Below are 21,794 nucleotides of genomic sequence, written 5' to 3'. Positions count from 1 at the left end.
AATTATATAATTTTTAAAAATTTTAGCGATCCATTATCAAGATCAAAACGATCTAAGTTAGATCCTTTTGATCCCATTTGCGATCCTTTAAGATCACATCAAATTTAATACTAAAATTTAACTTTAACAAACCAGCCATTTTTTCTAACATTTATCCATAAAAAAAGGTGCAATTAAGCACCTTTTTACGACCAAGCCAATTTGGCTAATTGATTGATTAACTGGCAACATTGATACGTTTCATATCCGTCATATAGCTTCTTAATTTACGGCCAATAATTTCAATTGGGTGATGACGAATTTCATCATTTACATCACGTAATTGCGCATTATCAACGCTACCTTCTGGGATCGCTTTACCAAGATCGCCCGATTGTAACATTGGCATAAATTTTTCTTTTAATAATGGGATTGCTGCATTAGCGAAAAGATAATTACCATATTCAGCAGTATCAGATATCACCACATTCATTTCGTATAAACGCTTACGGGCAATCGTATTGGCAATTAAAGGAAGTTCATGTAAGGATTCATAATAAGCTGATTCTGGTAAAATACCTGACTCAAGCATGGTTTCAAAAGCAAGTTCAACCCCAGCTTTTACCATAGCGACCATGACTACACCCTGATCAAAGTAGGCTTGTTCATCAATTTTACCTTGGTATTCAGCGGCTTTTTCAAAGGCTGTTTCACCGGTTTCTTTACGCCATTTTAATAAGTTAGCATCATCATTTGCCCAGTCTTTCATCATGGTTGCTGAAAATTCACCCGAAATAATATCATCCATATGTTTACGATAAAGATCAGTCATGATCACTTTTAATTCTTTAGCTAATGCATTAGCGCGTAACTTAGCCGGATTCGACAAGCGATCCATCATTAAGGTAATACCACCTTGTTTCAATGCTTCGGTAATGGTTTCCCAACCAAATTGTAATAATTTACATGCATAAGCCGGATCCACACCGTCTGCCACAAGTTTATCAAAACAAAGTAATGACCCTGTTTGCAACATACCGCAAAGGATCGTTTGTTCTCCCATAAGATCAGATTTAACTTCAGCAACAAATGAAGACTGTAAAACACCAGCACGATGTCCACCGGTAGCCGCCGCCCATGCTTTGGCGATAGCTAAACCTTCACCTTTAGGATCGTTTTCAGGGTGAACGGCGATCAGAGTCGGAACACCAAATCCTCGTTTATACTCTTCACGTACCTCTGTTCCTGGACACTTCGGCGCAACCATGACAACCGTGATATCAGGACGAATTTTTTCGCCAACTTCAACAATATTAAAACCATGAGAATAACCTAAAGCGGCTCCCTGTTTCATCAATGGTTGTACTGCTTTTACTACCGCTGAGTGTTGTTTGTCAGGTGTTAAATTAATCACTAAATCAGCTGTAGGAATTAACTCTTCATAACTGCCTACTTTAAATCCATTTTCAGTTGCTTTTTTCCATGAAGGACGCTTTTCTGCAATCGCTTCTTTACGTAAAGCATAGGCAATATCAAGTCCTGAATCCCGCATATTTAAACCTTGATTCAGACCTTGCGCACCACATCCTACTATTACAATTTTTTTGCCTTTTAAAAAATCGGCTTCTGATGCAAATTCATCACGAGCCATAAAACGGCATTGTCCAAGTTGGTGTAATTTTTCACGTAAATTTAGAGTATTAAAATAGTTTGACATTAGGATCTCCATTAATTTATTTGTCATAATCGAATTGTCCAACACTATAACTGAATTTAATTATTGCGAAAATTGATATATTTAAAAAATCATATTGCATAAAATGCAATATACTTGCTAAATGTAATGCTTTCTTTTACTCTAAGCCACTATTTAATTATTGATAAATTATTCAATATGGATACACGATATAAGCAAGCAAATAAAGAAGCTAAGCTTTCACTGTTATTAACAATTATTTATCTTCTTGGCTGGATTGTTTGTGCTTACGGCGCTGGCGATAGAACTGGCTTTTTGGGGCTTCCATTATGGTTTGAATTATCCTGCATTATGGTACCTGTCGGGTTTATTTTATTATGCTGGATCGTTGTAAAATTTCATTTCAAAAACATCTCATTAGAACAAACTAAGTGATCAAACAATGCATTTAGATATTATATTACCGCTAGTCATCTATCTTATTTTTGTGTTTGCCTTATCTATCTATGCTTATGTTAAACGCAAAAAAGTCAATCAATTTACTGATTACTTTATTGGTAATCGAACAATGGGGGGATTTTTGCTCGCCATGACACTGGCGGCAACTTACATCAGTGCCAGTTCGTTTATAGGGGGTCCCGGTGCTGCTTATAAATACGGACTAGGCTGGGTATTGTTGTCTATGATTCAAGTCCCTACTGTTTTGCTATCTCTGGGAATTTTGGGCAAAAAATTTGCCATTCTAGCGCGCAAGTATAATGCTATCACGCTAAGTGATATGCTCTATGCTCATTATAAAAGTAAAACCATTGTCTGGTTTGCCAGTATTGCTTTAGTCGTCGCCTTTGTCGGTGCAATGACTGTCCAGTTTGTCGGTGGTGCCCGATTATTAGAATCTTCAGTAGGCATACCTTATAAAGTCGGTCTACTTATTTTCGGTATTGGTACGGTGATATATACTGCATTTGGTGGATTTCGAGCAAGTATCTTAAACGATGCTTTCCAAGGTTTAGTGATGATCATTGGCTCAATTTTACTTTTAACCGCCATTATTTATGCTGGTGGTGGATTAACGGCTATTATTGAGCGTTTAAAAGAAATTGATCCTGCATTATTAACCCCACAAGGCCCTGGCAATTTTATGGACTTTCCATTTATGGCATCATTCTGGATTTTAGTCTGTTTTGGTGTGGTTGGTTTACCGCATACAGCAGTACGTTGTATGGCGTATAAAGACAGTAAAGCGGTACATCGGGGCATCATTATCGGTACGATTGTTGTTACAGTTATTATGTTAACCATGCACCTTTCTGGTGCACTTGGGCGAGCAATTATTGATGATTTAACCATTCCCGATCAAATTGTCCCAACTTTAATTATTAAAGTGATGTCGCCACTCGCAGCAGGCATCTTTTTGGCTGCTCCTCTGGCTGCGATTATGTCAACCATTAACGCGCAACTGTTACAAGTCTCTTCAGTGATTATAAAAGATCTGTTTTTAAGCATAAAACCTGAAACAAAATGCAGTGACAAAACCTTAACGCGAATATCAGTTATCATTACCTTTATTTTTGGCGCACTGCTCATTTTAGCAGCTTGGAATCCACCGGATATGATAATTTGGTTAAATTTACTTGCTTTTGGTGGGCTGGAAGCGGTATTTTTATGGCCTTTGGTACTTGGCTTATATTGGAAGAAAGCTAATGCAACTGGCGCATTATGTTCAATGTTTGCTGGAGCCATTAGTTATACCTTTTTAGCCGCTTATAACATTAAAATTTATTCTTTCCATCCAATTGTTCCTTCATTAATTATTGGATTGGTTGTTTTTATCATCGCCAATATATTTGGTAACTTAAGGAAAAATTATGCCTTGGATTCAACTCAAAATTAACACAACAAGTGATCTTGCTGAACCAATAAGTGAGCTTTTGGAAGAATCAGGGGCGTTATCTGTCACATTTCAAGATACCTATGATACGCCTGTGTATGAACCCTTACCCGGTGAAACAAAACTTTGGGGTAATACAGATGTAATTGGGCTTTACGATGCTCAAACTGATTTAGATGAATTGAAAGCAATATTAAATCTTGATCAATATTCTTATAAATTCGAACAATTAGAGGATAAAGATTGGGAACGCGAGTGGATGGACAATTTTCATCCTATGCAATTTGGTCAACGCTTATGGATTTGTCCAAGTTGGCGCCCAGTCCCTGATCCTAATGCGATCAATGTTATGTTAGATCCAGGTTTAGCTTTTGGAACAGGTACCCACCCTACCACTGCGTTATGTCTTAAATGGCTTGATAGCTTAGACTTAAAAGATAAATTAGTGATTGATTACGGTTGTGGTTCGGGAATTCTCGCCATTGCTGCACTAAAACTAGGAGCAAAACGTGTCATCGGCATTGACATTGATCCTCAAGCTATTCAAGCCAGTCGAGATAATGCAGAACGTAACAATGTAAATCATGACATTGAACTTTATTTAACTGAAGATATTCCTGATAATTTACAAGCTGATGTTTTAGTCGCCAACATTTTGGCTGGACCACTAAAAGAACTTGAACCTAATATCAATAGTCTGATTAAACCAGCGGGATTACTTGGATTATCGGGTATTTTGACTTCTCAATCTCAAAGCGTCTGTACCGCTTACCAACCCCATTTTGATCTTGATCCCGTCGCTGAGCAAGAAGAATGGTGTCGAATTACTGGCAAAAAAAAGTAAAAAAATGACATTACCCCCTTTTAAGTTCGAGAAAAAATGCGTAATATAGCCGACCTTAAATTACTAAGCATTGGTAAGGTCACATTAAGAAATAATTTAATCGCCGCACCAATGGCAGGAATTAGTGACAGACCATTTCGAAATTTATGCTACCAGTTTGGTGCTGGTCTGACTATTTCAGAGATGTTTTTAGCTAATTCAGATGTTTGGCAAACAGATAAATCTGCTTTAAGAATGGTCTCAACGCAAGATTTGGGCATTCGCGCAGTACAAATAGTGGGTGCCGATCCTGACGAAATGGCTAAAGCGGCAGAATTTAATGCCAAACATGGGGCTGAGTTAATTGACATTAACATGGGATGCCCTGCAAAAAAGGTTAATAAAAAATTGGCAGGTTCTGCTTTAATGCAGTACCCGCAATTAATTGAACAGATTTTGCAAAAAGTTGTTGGTGCCGTTGATGTGCCAGTAACATTAAAAATGCGGACTGGATGGGATAAAAATCATAGAAATTGCATTGAAATCGCACAAATTGCGCAGGATTGTGGCGTAAAGGCGATTACTATTCACGGGCGCACCCGTGAATGTCTATTTAAGGGTGTAGCTGAATATGAATCAATTAAAGCAGTGAAAAAAAAGGTATCCATTCCAGTCATTGCTAATGGTGATATTTGCACCCCTGAACAGGCAAAAGATGTTTTTCAATATACGCAAGCTGATGCTATAATGATCGGCCGAGCGGCACAAGGGCGACCTTGGATATTTGAAGAAATTGCATTCTATTTAACACATGGAAAGTTACAAAAAGAAAAGACAGTTGATGAAGTTGAACAAATCGTTTTTACACACCTTGAAGAACTTTATCAATTTTACGGAGAATACAAAGGATTACGGATTGCCAGAAAGCATGTAAATTGGTATACCAAGAATTATGCTGATAGCGATCATTTTAGGCGCTTATTTAGTGTACTTAGCACCACAAGTGAGCAAGCTAGAACACTAAAAGCATTTTTTAGTCAAATTAGAAACAACAAAAAGAGTTAAGAATACTATGTCAGAACAACGCGTTACAGCTGCAGCACTAAAATTTACAACTGTAAACTCTCAAGACCAAATAACACAAAAACCTTTGCGAGATTCTGTCAAGCAAGCTTTAAAAAACTATTTATCACAACTTAATGGTGAAGATCCTAATGATCTATATGAATTAGTGTTAGCTGAAGTTGAACACCCATTCCTTGATATGGTTATGCAATATACACGTGGTAATCAAACTCGAGCGGCTAATATGCTCGGTATTAACCGTGGTACACTACGTAAAAAATTAAAACAATATGGAATGAGCTAATCGAACTGATATTGATAAGCTTATTTCATACAAAAAAAGCACCTGTTTATTAGGTGCTTTTTTGTTTTTATAACAATAAAAAATCACACGGATTAAAAATCAATACACATATTGATAATGAATTTTAAACAAATGTTTGTTAAAATACGCTGATTTTTAAATTATCTAATCTGGAGAATTCTATGGCAGGTCATAGTAAGTGGGCCAATACCAAACATCGTAAAGCGGCGCAAGATGCTAAACGCGGTAAAATTTTTACTAAAATTATTCGAGAACTTGTAACGGCAGCCAAACTAGGTGGTGGCGATCCAGCGTCAAATCCTCGTTTACGTGCAGCAATGGATAAAGCACTATCAAATAATATGACACGCGATACCATGAATCGTGCTATTGCGCGTGGTGTAGGTGGTGAAGATGATAGTGATATGGAAACCATCATCTATGAAGGTTATGGCCCTGCAGGTACTGCCGTCATGGTTGAATGCCTAAGTGATAACCGTAATCGTACAGTATCAGAAGTACGTCATGCTTTCACCAAAACTGGGGGTAATTTAGGTACTGACGGTTCTGTATCCTATTTGTTTACCAAAAAAGGCGTTATTTCTTATCCTACAGGTACAGATGAAGACAAAGTAATGGATGCAGCTTTAGAAGCTGGAGCTGATGATGTTGTCACTTATGATGATGGTGCAATTGATGTCTTTACCACACCAGAATCATTTGGCGAAGTAAAAGATGCACTTGATGCAGCAGGTTTAGTTGCTGAATCAGCTGAAGTATCAATGATTCCTGCGACCAAAGTTGATCTTGATATTGATTCTGCACCAAAATTATTACGTTTGATCGACATGCTTGAAGATTGTGATGATGTTCAAGAAGTATACCATAATGGTGAAGTTTCGGACGAAGTTGCTGCCGCTCTTTAATGTCTATCATTCTTGGCATAGATCCTGGTTCTCGTTTGACGGGTTACGGTGTAATTCGTCAAACAGGACGACAATTAACCTATCTTGGTAGTGGTTGTATTCGTACAGCCGTCGATGATTTACCAACTCGATTAAAACGCATTTATGCAGGCGTTAGCGAAATCATCTTACAATTCCAACCGGATATGTTCGCTATCGAACAAGTCTTTATGGCACGTAATGCCGATTCAGCATTAAAGTTAGGGCAAGCGAGAGGCTCAGCTATTGTTGCTGCGGTCAACAACGATTTACCTGTTTTTGAATATGCGGCTCGTTTAGTAAAACAAAGTGTAGTAGGCACAGGGGCAGCCGATAAAAAGCAAGTTCAACACATGGTTAAACTCTTGTTAAAATTATCCGCCAGTCCACAAGCCGATGCCGCTGACGCATTAGCTATCGCAATTACTCATGCCCATATGAGTCAGTATTTGATTAAATCCAAAAAATAACTCAATTACATATCAATTATCATTTCAAGCTCGCGAGAGCGTTAATTTAAAGTTTTTTCTTAATTTTTTCTTAAAAATAATTCAAAGAAAAATCAATCATCAAAATGCTACTAGCCATCAATATTATACCACCAGATATTCAACCTAAAAAAAATGCACCAACTGAAATTGATGCATTTTAATAATATTGCTACAAAAGATAATAATTAGTTATTCTTTTCAGAAATAACTGTTTTTTTACCATATTTCTTTCCAAACCATTCAACAAATGTAGTCAAATACAAGAAAAATAATGGTATATAAAAGATGGCCAGGAAAGTTGCTGTAATCATACCACCAATAACACCAGTACCAACTGAATTTTGACTAGCAGAACCTGCACCATTATTTATTGCTAACGGCAATACGCCAAGAATAAAGGCAAATGAAGTCATTAAAATTGGGCGTAATCGTAAGCGACAGGCTTCCAAAGTTGCCTGAAGAATTGTTTTGTTCTCTTTTTGAATAGCGTCTTTAGCAAATTCAACAATCAGTATCGCATTTTTAGCTGTTAACCCCAAAGTTGTTAATAGACCAACAAAGAAGTATATATCATTCTCTAATTTAAACATTGAAGTAGCCACAACAGTTCCGAAGATACCAACTGGAATAGTCAAAAGAACAGAAATAGGGATCGTCCAACTTTCATAAAGTGCAGCTAATGCTAAGAATACAACAATGATAGAAATAATCATTAACATTGTTTTTTGAGAACCAGTTTCACGTTCCTGATACGATAATCCAGTCCAATCATAGGTGAATCCACGCGGTAATTTTTCTGAAATTTGTTCCATAATTTGCATAGCAGCTCCCGAACTTTGTCCAGGAATAGGCGCTCCACTTATTTCCATCGCTGAAACACCATTATAGCGAACCAATGAAGGAGAACCGAATGTTTTTGATGTCTTTGCAAAAGCATCATAAGGCACCATATCGCCATTGTTGTTTTTTACATGCCAAATACTGAAGTCGTCTGGTAACATACGATAATCTGCACTTGATTGTACATAAACTTTCTTAACTCGATTGTTATAAACAAAATCATCAATATATGCAGAACCTAATGCGGTTGACAATACACTATTTACAGTGCTAACCGATACACCTAACGCTTGTGCTGTTTCAAAATCAACATCGATTTTATACTGTGGTACATCAAGCATACCGCCAGGTCTGACTTGCGTTAATTGTGGATTTCTCATCGCCATCATCAAAGTTTGATAAAATGCCCCCATTAAAGCATCATGGCCTTGACCAGAACTATCCATCAACACATAAGAAAAACCATTAGACATTCCTAATGATGGTACAGCAGGAACATTTACAGCAAAACTACGTGCTTCGGTAATTGTTTTCAAAAATCCATTGGAACGTCCAAGTATTGCATTGATCTTTTGGTCTTTATTTTTTCTTAATTCCCAATCTTTAAGCTTAATGAATCCTAATCCGACATTTTGCCCTCGTCCCATTAAACTAAAGCCTGCTACAGTAAAAGTTTCTTTAACTGAATTAGCCTCTTGGGTTTTAAAATAATTGGTTGCTTTTGTTAATACAGATTCAGTTTGATCTAGTGTTGACCCAGGGGGTAATTCAACCATCATGATAATAACCCCTTGATCTTCATTCGGTAAAAATGAAGTAGGAAGTCTTATATAACCCACTGAAAAAATTAATACAATCACTAAATAACCCAAAAGACTCATTTTTGGTTTTTTTAAGGTTCTAATAACGCCTTTTTCATAAAGAGCCTGGCTGCGATTAAATGCTTTATTAAAGTAATAAAAGATTTTATCAACAATTAAAGCTATCCAATTAAATGGAGGAACCTGACCAAGTTTTTGGAAAATTGATTTTTTCTGATCGTTATTTTTAGACGGTGCTTTTAGAATTTGCACACATAAAGCAGGTGTCAAAATAATTGCCATTAATACTGACAATGCCATTGAGGTTACTATCGTAATTGAAAATTGTCGATAAATTCCCCCTGCGGCTCCACCAAAAAATGCCATCGGAACAAATACAGCTGATAAAACGACAGCAATACCAATTAATGCTGGCGTAATCTGCTCCATTGACTTAACAGTAGCATCATAAGGTGATAAACCTTCATCATGCATAATACGCTCTACGTTTTCAATAACAACGATAGCATCATCTACCAATAACCCTATTGCTAAGATCATTGCGAACATAGATAAGGTATTAATAGTAAATCCAGTAATATATAAAACTGCAAAAGTACCAAGTAAAACTACCGGAACGGTAATGGTAGGAATAATGGTTGAACGAAGATTTTGCAAGAACAAGAACATAACGATAACAACTAATCCGATAGCTTCAATTAGTGTATCAACTACGTTATCGATAGATAATTTTACAAAAGGTGTTGTATCATATGGGAAGTCATATTTAATATCTTCCGGAAAGATTTTAGCTAATTCAGCCAATTTAGCATCCACCGCATCAGAAGTATCCAATTGGTTCGCACCAGTCGCTAAATAAATCGCTAAACCACTAGAAATTTGTCCATTATAGCGTGATATAAAATTATAATCCGCAGCACCTAATTCAACTTTTGCAACATCTTTTAATAATAAATTAGAACCATCAGTATTAACACGAACTAAAATATTTTGAAATTGCTTAGCTGTTTTAAGTCTTGATTGTGCGGTAATTGTCGCATTTAATTCTTGTCCTTCTTTTATTGGATAAGAACCTAATTGACCAGCAGTAACTTGTGCATTTTGTGCTTGGACAGCAGCAATGACTTCTTGAGTAGATAATTTGAAATAATTCATTTTATTTGGATCAAGCCATATACGCATTGCATATTCAGAACCAAATAATGTTGTATCCCCTACACCTTGTACACGACGTAACGGATCTTGTACTGTTGAATAAATAAAGTCAGCGATATCGGCCTGTGTTTTATTAGGATTTGTTGAATAAAATCCAATTACTTTTAGAAAGTTAGTGTTATTTTTTGCTACAGATACACCATTTTTTTGAACACTATCCGGTAAACGAGATTTTACACTTTCAACTTTATTCAACACTTGAACTTGAGCGAAATCGGGATCAGTACCAGGTGCAAAAGTTAATGTCGTTTGAACAATACCTTGCGCACTACTCGTTGATTTCATATAGATTAAATTATCAATACCTGTAAGATTTTGTTCAATCAATTGAGTTACTGTATTTTCAATGGTTTGAGCATCTGCACCTGGATAACTTGCTGTAACCGTTACTGCAGGCGGGGCAATATCCGGATATTGCTCAATTGCAAGTAATTTGATGCAAAGTGCGCCACCTAACATCATCATAATTGCAATTACCCAAGCAAATACTGGGCGATCAATAAAAAACTTTGCCATTATTAAAAACTCCGATATTTTTACTTGAGATTATTTTCAATGATTGAATTTAACTTTTCTTGGCTTAAGGAATCAGGTTTTTCTTGATTTAGAACATCAGCCATTACTTTTTGATTAGGATCATTAAAGTTTTTACCTGATAAATTCAATAAACCTGAAACAACAACCTCTTCCCCAGCATTGATTCCACTGGTAACAATCCAATATCCAGGAATACCTGAATAAACCTTAACATTATTACGTTTTTCTAAATAATATTTTCTCTTTGATGTTTTATCAGAATTTTCATTCCCAATACTTTTATCATTAACTTTTTTACTATCAATTAACTCTTGAGTTGTTTCTTTCTCCTCAAAAGGAACAGCAACAATCGCTGTATAGTTACCAGCCTCATTACTTGTGATTCCTTTTTGAGGAACAAGAATCGCATTCTCAATATTTCCCAACGTATAATGAGGTTTTACAAACATACCGGGTAAAATTTTTGAATCAGGATTAGGAAATTCTGCTCGCAAAGTCACTGTCCCTGTTGTTTCATTAACTGTTTTATCAGAAAATTTAATAGCTCCTGTATATTCATATTTTGAACCATCATTGAAAAATAATTCAATTTTCGGATTGGCTTTATAAAGGGTATTACGATCTTTTTCATTTTTTTCAAAAATCGTTGCAGCTTGTGTCATATCGACATAAATCGGATCTAGCTTTTGTACTAATGCCATTGCCGTTTGCTGACCAGCATTGACTAAAGCACCTTCAGTAACGTTAGATTTACCGATATAACCCTTAATAGGAGAATAAACTTTAGTATAATCTAAATTTACTTTAGCTGTGTGCAAATTAGCTTCTGCTACAAGCACTGCCGCGTCTGCTTGTTGAGAATCAGCAGACGCTTTATCGTAATCTTGTTGACTAATAGATTTCGTTTTCAATAAACCTTCGTAACGTTTTAGCGTCAAATGTGCGATATTCGCATTTGCTTTAGCACTTGCAATACTCGCTAATGCACTATCGTATGTTGCTTGATAAATAGCAGGATCAATTTGATAAAGTGATTGACCTTCTACCACATTACTACTTTCTTCGAATTCACGTTTAAGAATAATCCCACTAACTTGAGGTCTAATTTCGGCTATTTGCGAAGCTATGACACGTGCAGGCAGTATTGTTTTAACCGTATAATTTAATGGATCCACTTTAAATACAGTAACCTGGGGTAATTGACTATCACCACTTTGTGACTGTTTTTTATCACAACTAGTTAATAAAAATAAACTGGTTATCGCGAGTGGCACGGTGAGTAATAGCTTGTTAAATCTCATATAAAATTGACCTCAATCAACAAAATTGTTATTTTTAATAATTATAAATCTTATTTAAAAGTAACCGATGATTTTACAAAAAATATGCATAAATTGTAAGTATCTTTACAGGTTAATAGCACAGAGTTCTAAAAATTAAAATCTAACATTATTAATAAAAAAATATATACCGATAATTATGATTATTGGCAGAAATAAAGTAATATATGCTTATTGATTTTTAGTGCGAAAAAATTAGGCTTGATAAGATGACACAATCAAAGGCATTTATGTACTGACAATCAATTGAATTTTTTTAATTTGCAAAGAAAAAGTAATTATTTTACATTGTGGTACTCCGTAATCACTTCATTCGATTCTTTTATTGAGTGATTTGAGTCTTTATTTAATTTAATTCTGAGATGGTTATTATGGATAATTTACGTATTGTTCTGATTGTTATTGCATCCTTGGTCATTATTGCATTATTGATACATGGATTATGGATTAATAAAAAGGAACGTTCTTCTCTGTTTAATTCAGATAAAAAAAGGAATATTAACCCTATTGCTCAACAGCAAACAGACATTTATATGGATGAAATAGAAGAAGATGATGTAATACTGATTAACCCCAAAAATAAAAAAACAACAACACCGCATGTTGAAGTTGTTGAGATCATTGAAAAAGAAGCACCTCCTCAGCAAGAGGATTTATTTAGTCATCAACCGATAGACGAACCAGAAGAAGATACTATCCTTGAACCAGTGATTAATCTTAATCAGGATCTCTTTGAAAATGAACCATTAGAAGAAAAAGTCGAAACAGAAAGTCAACTTGAAAAAACAGAAACAATCACAATAAGTGAAGAAATTCATGAAGTTGAACCTGTTAAGCAAAACGAAGTTTTGAACACTGAATCATCAGCTGACCATCATGAATCTGAAAAAGCAAACATCGACCATGAAGAAGATAAAACAGAAATCATTGTGTTAAATGTAACTGGCATTAATGGTCGATTATTACAAGGTGATGTATTACTTGCCAGTATTATGCAATCAGGTTTTCAATTCGGTGATATGCGAATTTTTCATCGCCATGTCGATCCTGCGGGCAACGGTCCTGTTTTATTTAGTTTAGCAAATATGGTTAATCCAGGCTATTTGGATCCTGAGACCATGCACGAATTTACCACACCTGGCGTTTCAATTTTTATGATTGCACCGACACAAGGAAACAATCAGCAAAATTTTAAACTCATGTTACAAACAGCACAACGTATAGCCGATGATGTTAATGGTGTTGTCTTAGATGATTCCCAACACATGCTAACACCACAAAAAATCGATAGCTACAAAGAACGCATCAAAAAAGCGTGCAACGAAATATAACCCAAATATAATAATAATTTTATCAACACCACCAACATTAGTTGGTGGTAAATGGACGGGAAATAAAAAGATTCTGATCCGATTGTTAACGATATTCACCATGATGAACATATTGATTTAATCAAGTCATTCATACTTGATTGGTGTCTAATAACATTTAAAAATCTTACTTTAAATTAAGAGCATACTAACATGTCACTATCTAATTCACCCGAAAACCTTACCCATGATTCACAACAAAAAGTCATCACTGAAGTTCAATCTTTACGTGATAAGATAAGACATCATGAATATTGTTATTATGTCTTAGATGCGCCTGAAATTCCGGATGCGGAATATGACAAATTGATAAAACAGCTTCAAACTATTGAACAGCAGCATCCCGAATTGATTACCCCTGACTCCCCTACTCAACGGGTTGGCGGTGCTCCCCTATCTCAATTTGCCTCAATAAAACATGAAATACCAATGTTATCTTTAGATAATGTTTTTGATGAGACAAGTTTTATTGCCTTCAATAAAAGAGTAAAAGATCGCTTACACTTAAAAGAAAATGAACCGGTAGAATATTGTTGTGAATTAAAATTAGATGGATTAGCGGTAAGTTTACTTTATGAAGATGGTCAATTTGTGCAAGCTGCAACCCGAGGAGACGGCACAACAGGAGAAGACATTACCGCCAACGTCAAAACCATAAAAACCATTCCACTGGTTTTAAGAGGAGAGCAGATACCAAGACGCTTAGAAGTTCGTGGTGAAGTGTTCATGTCCCACAAAGGTTTTGCTAAACTCAATGCTGAAGCAGAAAAACGAAACGAAAAAGTCTTTGCAAATCCTCGTAATGCAGCCGCTGGCTCTCTGAGACAATTAGACCCTAAAATTACTGCTAAAAGACCTTTATCGTTTTTCTGTTATGGTTTAGGTGTTATTGAAGGTGCCAATCTGCCCAATACGCATTATGACCGTTTAATGCAACTTAAAACTTGGGGATTACCTGTTAGTGATAAAGTTCAAGTGCGAAAAGGTGCGCAAGCTGCTTTAGATTACTTTAAACAAATTGGTGAAGAGCGCATGTCATTGGATTTTGACATAGACGGTGTGGTCATCAAAGTAAACAGTATCGCTTTACAAGAAGAACTCGGCTTTGTTGCCCGTGCTCCTCGTTGGGCAACGGCGTTTAAGTTTCCCGCGCAAGAAGAAATCACCCAATTAAATAAAGTTGACTTTCAAGTCGGTAGAACAGGCGCAATTACACCTGTTGCAAGACTAGAACCGGTATCTGTTGCAGGTGTGATTGTCAGTAATGCAACTTTGCATAACAGTGATGAAATCGCCCGATTAGGTGTCCGTGAAGGTGACTATGTTTCTATACGCCGTGCAGGTGATGTGATTCCTAAAATTGTATCGGTCATATTAGATCGAAGACCAGCCGACACCAAAGCGATTATCTTTCCAACCCACTGCCCGATTTGTGGTTCGCTAATTGTTCGCGATGAAGGGCAAGCGGTATCTCGCTGTGCAGGCGGACTTATTTGTCCAGCACAACGAAAAGAAGCGCTTAAACATTTTGTATCCCGTCGAGCCATGAATGTGGAAGGAATGGGTGATAGGCTAATTGAACAGTTAGTGGATAAAGATTATGTTAAAACACCCGCAGATCTTTATAGACTCACGGTACCATTACTATGTTCGTTAGATAAAGTAGGCGATAAATCGGCTAAAAATTTATTAGCAGCACTTGATACATCGAAAAATACAACTTTAAGCCGCTTTATTTTTGCGCTTGGTATACCAAATGTCGGTGAAGTGACGGCTGAAAATTTAGCTAACCAATTTGGTAATTTAACGGCAATTGAAAATGCATCACTTGAACAACTACAATTAGTTAATGATATTGGTGTGGTTATTGCTGAAAGTATCATTGATTTTTTCCAAGAACCCCATAACCGCGACGTAATAGAACAATTAACCAGTGATGACATTGGTATTCATTGGCAAGACACCAATCCCCAAGCACAAACAATGGCAACCGATTCACCTTTTTCGGGTAAAACGATTGTTTTAACCGGGACTTTATCTGTTTTAACACGTGATGAAGCCAAAGATAAATTAAAACAACTTGGTGCCAAGGTGACGGGAAGCGTATCAAAAAATACTGATCTGGTGATTGCCGGTGAATCTGCCGGTTCAAAATTAGAAAAAGCGCAACAACTTGGCATTAAAGTCATTGATGAACAAGAGATGTTAAGTTTGCTAAATGAATAAGATTGTTTGGACTTGTCCAGTTATAAAGACTATAACTGGCAACTCAACACCAAGGAGAAATTTATGCCATTATTAGATAGTTTTAAAGTAGATCATACTAAAATGAAAGCCCCTTTTGTCCGCGTTGCAAAAACGATGGTAACCCCAAAAGGCGATAATATCACTGTGTTTGATCTTCGTTTTACTATTCCAAATAAAGCACTACTACCCGAAAAAGGGATCCATACTTTAGAACATCTATTTGCAGGGTTTATGCGCGATCATCTAAACAGTGATACTGTTGAAATTATTGATATTTCGCCAATGGGATGTCGCACAGGATTTTACATGAGCTTAATCGGTCAACCTGATGAATCGCTCGTTGTTGATGCTTGGCTCAAATCCATGCATGATGTCCACAGTGTAACATCACAAAACCAAATACCCGAATTAAACGAATACCAATGTGGCACATACAAGATGCATTCATTGGATGAAGCCAAGGCTATTGCTGCAAAAATAATTCACTCAGGTATCGGTATTTGTCATAATCAAGATATCGCATTAACCGACGCTCAACTTGCCAAAATGGGTCACTAGGAGTTTTTTATGCCAAATGTTGTCATCGATTTTTTAGAAGGTCGTACTATTGAACAAAAACGAGAAATGGCGAAACGTGTAACGGAAGCGATTGTTCAAACGCTTAATTGTAAGCCTGAAGCAGTACAAATTATTATGCACGAATTATCCAAAGATCAGCTAGCAAATGGCGGTGAGCTAAGAATTGATAAGGAATAATACTTTTTTAATTCTGTTATTAATAGTGATTAATCCAGCACTATACTCGACATCTATTGCATAACAAAATAGTACGCAAATCTAAAAAAACCTCAAAAAATCATCACTAATTTTTTGAGGTTTAAATATATCAATTATTTTTGCTTTAACTAGTGTTGACCATTTTTCATGCCACATCCTACCAATTATCAATAATGTAAAAATGTGTTTAATGATCGCAGTGATGAAGATGAAGCAAATGTCCCATTTTATTAGCTTTGGTTTCTAAATAGTGTTCGTTATTTGGATTCTCGCCTACTTCCAAAGGAACTCTTTCTGTAACTTGAATTCCAGCTTGTTCTAACACTCTTATCTTTTCAGGATTATTAGTTAGTAAACGAATTTGTGATACACCAAGCAGTGTCAGCATATCAGCACAAAGTTTAAAATCACGCTCATCAGCAGCAAATCCTAACTGCTCATTCGCTTCCACCGTATCAAGCCCTTGGTCTTGCAGGGCATAAGCTCTAATTTTATTTAATAAACCGATATTACGACCTTCTTGCCGATGATAGATTAAAATGCCTTGACCTTCTTTTGCAATTTGTTTTAAAGCTGCTTCTAATTGAAAACCACAATCACACCGTAAACTAAATAACGCATCACCCGTTAAACACTCCGAATGCACTCTGGTTAAAACAGATGTTGCCTTTGAAATGTCACCAAAAACTAATGCGACGTGATCCTTGCCAGTTGCAATTTCTTCAAAACCTACCATAGTGAAACAACCCCATGGTGTTGGTAGTTTCGCTTCTGCGACATGTTTTAATTGCATTATTATCTCCGTATTAAATGAATTACATAAACGAGAATCTATTAAAAATAAACCACATTTATGATAAAATAGACAGCACAATATGCTTAGTTGAGTTTTTAAATGGGGTTAGTTATAAAAAAAACAATAGCTGCATTGGCTATTTTTTTAGTCGTACCATTGTTTATTATAGTCATAAATTGGCATTGGCTACCAGACACATTGAACGATAAATCAGAATATTTTTTTTGGGTTACTGAAACAGCAAGTTACCCATGGGCAATAATAACATCAATATTTTATTTCATTTTATTTTGTGCTTTGCTAGTCAGCAAAACAGATAAAATGTTAAAAAAGATTGTATTAGTATGGTTGGTTCTCGTGAGTGCTGTCCTCAGCGGACAAGTGATAAAATCTATCATAAAATCACAAACAGCAGAATCAAGACCTTATGTAATATGGATAACAAAAGAACATAATACAACTGACCAATATTTTTATTCATTAACCAAGCCAGAAAGAGCCGCTTTTATCAAAGAATCATTAATCAATTCATCTACAATACCGAATTGGTTATCCAAACACTGGCAAAATGAAACAGGGTATTCTTTTCCCTCTGGTCATACACTATTTGCAGCAACATTTGCTTTTTTAGCCATTGTGCTACTTAACTTCAGGCGTAATTATATCTTTATATCGTTGATTGTGATATGGACGATATTAATAGAAATAAGTCGATTATTACTAGGTATGCATACTCCTATAGATTTAATATTATCCGTCATCATTGGTTGGGGTATTGCATTAATCTGCTATTTTTATGCTAAAAAATGGCATATAGTAACGTAATCATTTACCCAGTTTTTGCGTTACTAAACGATTTAATGCCTTTAGATAAATCGGTAACAGGTTGTTTAACCGATAAATGGATAACAATAAAGAATAAAAAGTATTAAAAAGAAGAAAGGTCAACATTATGAAATTAATTTTATCGATTATATTGATTATTGCTATTTTTGCATTGTCTATTGCTTTAGGTGCAGCCAATGATCAAGTGGTGACATTTAATTATTTAGTTGCTAAATCAGAATTACGCTTATCTGTTCTGCTGGCAATTTTATTTGGCAGTGGTTTTCTGGTAGGTTGGTTTGTCACTGGTTACTTCTTTTTAAAATCGAAATTACAACACTCATCAACTAAACGCAAACTAAACAAATTACAAAAAAAGTATGATGAAGATATCGCAATAAATCAAAAAGCAACATTAACAAAAATTAATTAAGAATAGACGATTATGTTTGAACTGTTATTTCTGTTACTTCCTATCGCAGCCGCTTACGGTTGGTATATGGGTGACAGAAATGCAAAACAAAAATACTTAAACCAATCCAACCGGCTATCGCGCGAATATGTTGATGGCTTAAACTTTCTTTTATCAAATCAAAAAGATAAAGCTGTTGATTTGTTTTTAGATATGTTAAAAGAAGATGACAGCACCCTTGAGGCTCATTTAACTTTAGGAAACTTATTCCGTTCACGTGGTGAAGTTGATAGAGCCATACGCATTCATCAATCTTTAATGGAAAGTTCAGCATTGACGTTCGAACAACGCCTATTGGCAATACAGCAACTAGGGCGAGATTATATGGTTGCCGGTTTTTATGATCGTGCCGAAGAAATGTTCTTACAGTTAATTGATGAAGACGATTTTCAACAATATGCATTACAACAATTGATTATCATTTATCAATCAACCAGTGAATGGATCAATGCGATTAATGCAGCCACCAAATTAGTCAGATTAGGTAACATTAAATACAAAACAGATATTGCACAATTTTATTGCGAGTTAGCCGCTATTGCTATGTCTGCTGATGATATGGAAAAAGCTTATAACCTGTTACAAAAATCAGCTGCCGCTGATGCTAAATGTGCGCGTACCTCGCTCATGCTGGGTCGGGTATTAATGATACAAAACAAGAAAGAACAAGCCATTGAATCATTCAAACAAATTTTAACGCAAGATAAAGCCTTTATCGGTGAGGCATTACCTTTATTAAAAACATGTTATTTAGAATTAAATCAACCCGAACAGTTTAAACAATTTCTACAATTATGCGTTGATCAAGATAGTGGCAATGTTGCTGAATTAATGCTTGCCGATATAGTCGAAAAACAAAGCGGACTTGATGCTGCCCAAAACTACATGTATCGGGAATTACTCAAACACCCTAATTTAAAAGGGTTTTATCGATTGATGAATTACCACGTAGCCGATGCCGAAGAAGGTCGAGCAAAAGAAAGTCTTTCACTTTTACGTAAAATGGTTGGCGAACAGATCAAAACCGTCCCTAATTATCGCTGTATTAAATGCGGGTTTACTGTCAATTCCATTTACTGGCTATGTCCTGCTTGTCGTTCTTGGTCAACCATAAAACCTGTTCGTGATTTTGAACAACATTCAGATAATTAATAAGAGCTTTATATGTATTTAATTGATTCTCACTGCCATTTAGATAGCTTAGATTTTAGCAACAAATCGATTGATGAAGTATTGCAAGACGCAATACGTCACGATGTTAAACACTGCTTAAGTGTAGCAACCACGCTTTCAGGCTATGAATCGATGAGAGATTTTTTAAAACCCTATACTAAACAGTGCTCATTTTCATGCGGTATTCATCCTCTTAATTTAGAAGAAGAAAGCTATGACGCCGATCGCTTTGAAACATTGGCAAGCCAAGATAATGTAATTGCGCTGGGCGAAACTGGGCTTGATTATTACTATCAACAAGATAATCTTGAACAACAACAAGCAAACTTCAAGGAACATATTCGGTTAGGTCGTAAACTCAATAAACCTATCATTGTTCATACACGCAATGCACGCCAAGATACCTTAAGAATCTTAAAAGAAGAGCATGTTTATTCTGGGGTCTTACACTGTTTTACCGAAGATATCGATACGGCCAAACAATTGCTAGATATCGGTTTTTATATCTCTTTTTCGGGCATTATCACCTTCAAAAATGCTGAATCATTACGTGAAGTTGCCAGATATGTCCCCATGGATCGTATTTTAGTTGAAACCGATTCACCTTATTTAGCACCTGTTCCCTATCGAGGGAAAGAAAACCAGCCAGCTTATGTTCGTGAAGTTGCTGACTATTTGGCAGTATTGAAAGGTGTTTCTATAGACGAAATAGCACAACAAACAACGAATAACTTTTGTCAATTATTTAATTTACAAGGGGCATTACATGAGTAATAAGTTAACTATAGATTGGGATGATTTTTTAACGAATTATTGGCAAAAAAAGCCAGTTATTTTACGTGATGCTTTTAAACACTTTGTTGATCCTATCACGCCTGAAGAACTTGCAGGTTTAGCGATGGAAGAAGAGATTGATAGCCGAATAGTTACCAACAAAAATGGGAAATGGGATGCCCAATTTGGTCCTTTTATCGACTTTAGCCATTTAGGTGAAAACCATTGGAGTTTGCTGGTACAAGCAGTTGACCACTGGCATGAACAAGCAGCCACCTTAGTTGCCCCTTTTAAATGCTTGCCTCAATGGCAATTTGAAGATCTGATGATTTCTTACGCAACAGATAAAGCAGGCGTGGGGCCTCACATTGACAATTATGATGTATTTATCATACAAGGCAAGGGATGCCGACGTTGGCAAGTTGGCGACCGAAACGAACACTACAAACAATTTAGTGCTCACAAAGCATTGCTACATGTTGAAAGTTATCAACCCATCATTGACGAAGAAATTACAGCAGGCGATATTCTGTATATACCGATAGGCTTTCCACATAATGGTGTCTCAATCGGCGAATCGCTTAGTTATTCAGTCGGTTTTAGAACCCAAACGTCTCAAGAACTATTAAGTGGCTTTGCCGATTATGTTATCGACAACCTACCCAATGGCATATTTTACCAAGATCCCAACTTAACATTACCTAAAGATTCCTATCGAATACAATCCTATGAATTAGAAAAATTACAAAACCAGATAATTGAACTGGTTAGAACGCCTAAACTCTTTAACGATTGGTTTGGTAAACACATTACTATTCCAATGCATGAATTAAATATTGTTCCTGTCGAGCCACTATATCAATTTGATGAATTTGTCTCGCTTTTAAAAACTAATAATCTGTGCCGAGTTCCGAGCATACGCATTCTAAAAGTAGGTGATTATGGCTATATTCATGGTGAAAAAATCCATTTGCCGATGCCGGTTATTGATCTTTTATGCCAAGAAGAAGAGCTTTATTATGAACAGCTAGAAGATGAATCGACTTTAAAGGTCATTTTGGATTTAGTCAATAAAGGCTATTGGTATTTTATCGAAGACTAATCAAGATTATCCGCTGAGGAACACTCAGCGGAAATTAGCTATCAATCATTTAAATTTAAAAACTAAGATTTACTTAATAAATCATCTATACCCTGTCACGATTCTTTACACAAAATAAAATTATCACTAGTTGATGCATCCTTTAATATTTTTATATATAAAGTTACTTACAAGAAATGATTATTTTCTAGCAAATAACCAATTGTAAAGGCTTTTAGCTTGGATTTTTAAAGTTTTTAAGTATATACTTTGCACCGCTTTTAAACGACCTTATTGAATTAGCCTACAACCTATTTTAAAAGGTAAAGTTTA

General features: G+C 35.8%; 20 protein-coding genes. 16 read left to right on the top strand and 4 right to left on the bottom strand.

The genetic code is table 11. The features are described from left to right. Positions 1-217: 217 nt before the first annotated feature. The gene (ilvC, locus tag ACGH6R_RS06400; protein WP_220215362.1) at positions 218-1,696 is read right to left on the bottom strand and encodes a ketol-acid reductoisomerase; all 1,479 of its coding nucleotides are present in this window, start codon (positions 1,694-1,696) and stop codon (positions 218-220) included. A 126-nt stretch (positions 1,697-1,822) separates the two neighbouring features. On the opposite strand from ilvC, the gene ACGH6R_RS06395 reads away from it, so the two are divergent. From ACGH6R_RS06395 to ruvC, 7 genes are all read left to right on the top strand, one after another. Continuing rightward, a complete protein-coding gene (locus ACGH6R_RS06395; RefSeq protein ID WP_411597104.1) occupies positions 1,823-2,110 on the top strand; it encodes a YhdT family protein in 288 nt (95 codons plus the stop codon). Between the two features lie 7 nt (positions 2,111-2,117). Further along, positions 2,118-3,569, top strand: coding sequence for a sodium/pantothenate symporter (gene panF, locus ACGH6R_RS06390; protein WP_411599198.1), 1,452 nt, complete (start codon positions 2,118-2,120; stop codon positions 3,567-3,569). Continuing rightward, positions 3,544-4,410: a 50S ribosomal protein L11 methyltransferase gene (gene prmA / locus ACGH6R_RS06385; protein ID WP_411599197.1), complete on the top strand. Its 867-nt coding sequence runs from the start codon at positions 3,544-3,546 to the stop codon at positions 4,408-4,410. The genes panF and prmA overlap by 26 nt, the downstream gene beginning before the upstream one ends. A 36-nt stretch (positions 4,411-4,446) precedes the next feature. Continuing rightward, positions 4,447-5,454: a tRNA dihydrouridine synthase DusB gene (gene dusB, locus ACGH6R_RS06380; protein ID WP_267351076.1), complete on the top strand. Its 1,008-nt coding sequence runs from the start codon at positions 4,447-4,449 to the stop codon at positions 5,452-5,454. A 7-nt stretch (positions 5,455-5,461) separates the two neighbouring features. Continuing rightward, complete coding sequence (gene fis / locus ACGH6R_RS06375; protein WP_025315996.1) at positions 5,462-5,758, top strand: DNA-binding transcriptional regulator Fis; 297 nt, start codon at positions 5,462-5,464, stop codon at positions 5,756-5,758. Between the two features lie 182 nt (positions 5,759-5,940). Then, positions 5,941-6,684 (top strand): YebC/PmpR family DNA-binding transcriptional regulator, encoded by a 744-nt coding sequence (locus tag ACGH6R_RS06370; protein ID WP_065557873.1) that lies wholly within the window; start codon positions 5,941-5,943, stop codon positions 6,682-6,684. Beyond that, a complete protein-coding gene (ruvC, locus tag ACGH6R_RS06365; protein ID WP_411599196.1) occupies positions 6,684-7,172 on the top strand; it encodes a crossover junction endodeoxyribonuclease RuvC in 489 nt (162 codons plus the stop codon). Before ACGH6R_RS06370 ends, ruvC begins: the two co-directional genes overlap by 1 nt. Positions 7,173-7,378: 206 nt before the next feature. Here the strand turns inward: ruvC and ACGH6R_RS06360 are convergent, their stop codons facing one another. Both ACGH6R_RS06360 and ACGH6R_RS06355 read right to left on the bottom strand, forming a co-directional pair. Further along, positions 7,379-10,585, bottom strand: a complete 3,207-nt coding sequence (locus ACGH6R_RS06360; RefSeq protein ID WP_411597109.1) for an efflux RND transporter permease subunit — start codon at positions 10,583-10,585, stop codon at positions 7,379-7,381. A gap of 20 nt (positions 10,586-10,605) precedes the next feature. After that, positions 10,606-11,907 carry an efflux RND transporter periplasmic adaptor subunit gene (locus ACGH6R_RS06355; RefSeq protein WP_411597110.1) on the bottom strand — a complete coding sequence of 434 codons (1,302 nt, stop codon included), beginning with the start codon at positions 11,905-11,907 and terminating at the stop codon, positions 10,606-10,608. 410 nt (positions 11,908-12,317) lie between these two features. On the opposite strand from ACGH6R_RS06355, the gene zipA reads away from it, so the two are divergent. From zipA to ACGH6R_RS06335, 4 genes are all read left to right on the top strand, one after another. After that, positions 12,318-13,277, top strand: a complete 960-nt coding sequence (zipA, locus tag ACGH6R_RS06350) for a cell division protein ZipA (protein ID WP_411599195.1) — start codon at positions 12,318-12,320, stop codon at positions 13,275-13,277. A gap of 192 nt (positions 13,278-13,469) precedes the next feature. Continuing rightward, on the top strand, positions 13,470-15,542 hold the full coding sequence (gene ligA / locus ACGH6R_RS06345; protein WP_411599194.1) for an NAD-dependent DNA ligase LigA: 2,073 nt from the start codon (positions 13,470-13,472) through the stop codon (positions 15,540-15,542). Positions 15,543-15,605: 63 nt separating this feature from the next. Beyond that, the gene (gene luxS / locus ACGH6R_RS06340) at positions 15,606-16,121 is read left to right on the top strand and encodes an S-ribosylhomocysteine lyase (RefSeq protein ID WP_411599193.1); all 516 of its coding nucleotides are present in this window, start codon (positions 15,606-15,608) and stop codon (positions 16,119-16,121) included. A 9-nt stretch (positions 16,122-16,130) separates the two neighbouring features. Continuing rightward, the gene (locus tag ACGH6R_RS06335) at positions 16,131-16,319 is read left to right on the top strand and encodes a 2-hydroxymuconate tautomerase (protein WP_267351059.1); all 189 of its coding nucleotides are present in this window, start codon (positions 16,131-16,133) and stop codon (positions 16,317-16,319) included. A 208-nt stretch (positions 16,320-16,527) separates the two neighbouring features. Here the strand turns inward: ACGH6R_RS06335 and ribA are convergent, their stop codons facing one another. Continuing rightward, the gene (ribA, locus tag ACGH6R_RS06330) at positions 16,528-17,133 is read right to left on the bottom strand and encodes a GTP cyclohydrolase II (protein WP_267351058.1); all 606 of its coding nucleotides are present in this window, start codon (positions 17,131-17,133) and stop codon (positions 16,528-16,530) included. 102 nt (positions 17,134-17,235) lie between these two features. Here ribA and ACGH6R_RS06325 point away from each other — a divergent pair, with 102 nt between their 5' ends. The 5 genes from ACGH6R_RS06325 (at position 17,236) to ACGH6R_RS06305 (ending at position 21,482) form a co-directional block, all read left to right on the top strand. Continuing rightward, positions 17,236-17,961 (top strand): phosphatase PAP2 family protein, encoded by a 726-nt coding sequence (locus ACGH6R_RS06325; protein ID WP_411599192.1) that lies wholly within the window; start codon positions 17,236-17,238, stop codon positions 17,959-17,961. A gap of 127 nt (positions 17,962-18,088) precedes the next feature. Then, positions 18,089-18,394, top strand: coding sequence for a LapA family protein (locus tag ACGH6R_RS06320; RefSeq protein WP_267351055.1), 306 nt, complete (start codon positions 18,089-18,091; stop codon positions 18,392-18,394). A 12-nt stretch (positions 18,395-18,406) separates the two neighbouring features. Continuing rightward, on the top strand, positions 18,407-19,585 hold the full coding sequence (lapB, locus tag ACGH6R_RS06315) for a lipopolysaccharide assembly protein LapB (protein ID WP_267351054.1): 1,179 nt from the start codon (positions 18,407-18,409) through the stop codon (positions 19,583-19,585). A 12-nt stretch (positions 19,586-19,597) separates the two neighbouring features. Beyond that, a complete protein-coding gene (locus ACGH6R_RS06310; protein ID WP_267379360.1) occupies positions 19,598-20,380 on the top strand; it encodes a YchF/TatD family DNA exonuclease in 783 nt (260 codons plus the stop codon). Then, a complete protein-coding gene (locus ACGH6R_RS06305) occupies positions 20,373-21,482 on the top strand; it encodes a JmjC domain-containing protein (RefSeq protein WP_411599191.1) in 1,110 nt (369 codons plus the stop codon). The genes ACGH6R_RS06310 and ACGH6R_RS06305 overlap by 8 nt, the downstream gene beginning before the upstream one ends. The last annotated feature ends 312 nt before the right edge of the window (positions 21,483-21,794 follow it).

The organism is Gilliamella sp. CG13 (assembly GCF_046635805.1).
Lineage (GTDB): Bacteria > Pseudomonadota > Gammaproteobacteria > Enterobacterales > Orbaceae > Gilliamella > Gilliamella apicola_I.
Note: the sequence above shows the minus strand (reverse complement) of the source record. Positions and strands in the feature narration are given on the sequence as shown.

Bases quoted from the DNA above. Each gene is read 5' to 3' on its own strand.
- ilvC (WP_220215362.1), bottom strand. From the start codon at position 1,696: ATGTCAAACTATTTTAATACTCTAAATTTACGTGAAAAATTACACCAA.
- ACGH6R_RS06395 (WP_411597104.1), top strand. From the start codon at position 1,823: ATGCTTTCTTTTACTCTAAGCCACTATTTAATTATTGATAAATTATTC.
- panF (WP_411599198.1), top strand. From the start codon at position 2,118: ATGCATTTAGATATTATATTACCGCTAGTCATCTATCTTATTTTTGTG.
- prmA (WP_411599197.1), top strand. From the start codon at position 3,544: ATGCCTTGGATTCAACTCAAAATTAACACAACAAGTGATCTTGCTGAA.
- dusB (WP_267351076.1), top strand. From the start codon at position 4,447: ATGCGTAATATAGCCGACCTTAAATTACTAAGCATTGGTAAGGTCACA.
- fis (WP_025315996.1), top strand. From the start codon at position 5,462: ATGTCAGAACAACGCGTTACAGCTGCAGCACTAAAATTTACAACTGTA.
- ACGH6R_RS06370 (WP_065557873.1), top strand. From the start codon at position 5,941: ATGGCAGGTCATAGTAAGTGGGCCAATACCAAACATCGTAAAGCGGCG.
- ruvC (WP_411599196.1), top strand. From the start codon at position 6,684: ATGTCTATCATTCTTGGCATAGATCCTGGTTCTCGTTTGACGGGTTAC.
- ACGH6R_RS06360 (WP_411597109.1), bottom strand. From the start codon at position 10,585: ATGGCAAAGTTTTTTATTGATCGCCCAGTATTTGCTTGGGTAATTGCA.
- ACGH6R_RS06355 (WP_411597110.1), bottom strand. From the start codon at position 11,907: ATGAGATTTAACAAGCTATTACTCACCGTGCCACTCGCGATAACCAGT.
- zipA (WP_411599195.1), top strand. From the start codon at position 12,318: ATGGATAATTTACGTATTGTTCTGATTGTTATTGCATCCTTGGTCATT.
- ligA (WP_411599194.1), top strand. From the start codon at position 13,470: ATGTCACTATCTAATTCACCCGAAAACCTTACCCATGATTCACAACAA.
- luxS (WP_411599193.1), top strand. From the start codon at position 15,606: ATGCCATTATTAGATAGTTTTAAAGTAGATCATACTAAAATGAAAGCC.
- ACGH6R_RS06335 (WP_267351059.1), top strand. From the start codon at position 16,131: ATGCCAAATGTTGTCATCGATTTTTTAGAAGGTCGTACTATTGAACAA.
- ribA (WP_267351058.1), bottom strand. From the start codon at position 17,133: ATGCAATTAAAACATGTCGCAGAAGCGAAACTACCAACACCATGGGGT.
- ACGH6R_RS06325 (WP_411599192.1), top strand. From the start codon at position 17,236: ATGGGGTTAGTTATAAAAAAAACAATAGCTGCATTGGCTATTTTTTTA.
- ACGH6R_RS06320 (WP_267351055.1), top strand. From the start codon at position 18,089: ATGAAATTAATTTTATCGATTATATTGATTATTGCTATTTTTGCATTG.
- lapB (WP_267351054.1), top strand. From the start codon at position 18,407: ATGTTTGAACTGTTATTTCTGTTACTTCCTATCGCAGCCGCTTACGGT.
- ACGH6R_RS06310 (WP_267379360.1), top strand. From the start codon at position 19,598: ATGTATTTAATTGATTCTCACTGCCATTTAGATAGCTTAGATTTTAGC.
- ACGH6R_RS06305 (WP_411599191.1), top strand. From the start codon at position 20,373: ATGAGTAATAAGTTAACTATAGATTGGGATGATTTTTTAACGAATTAT.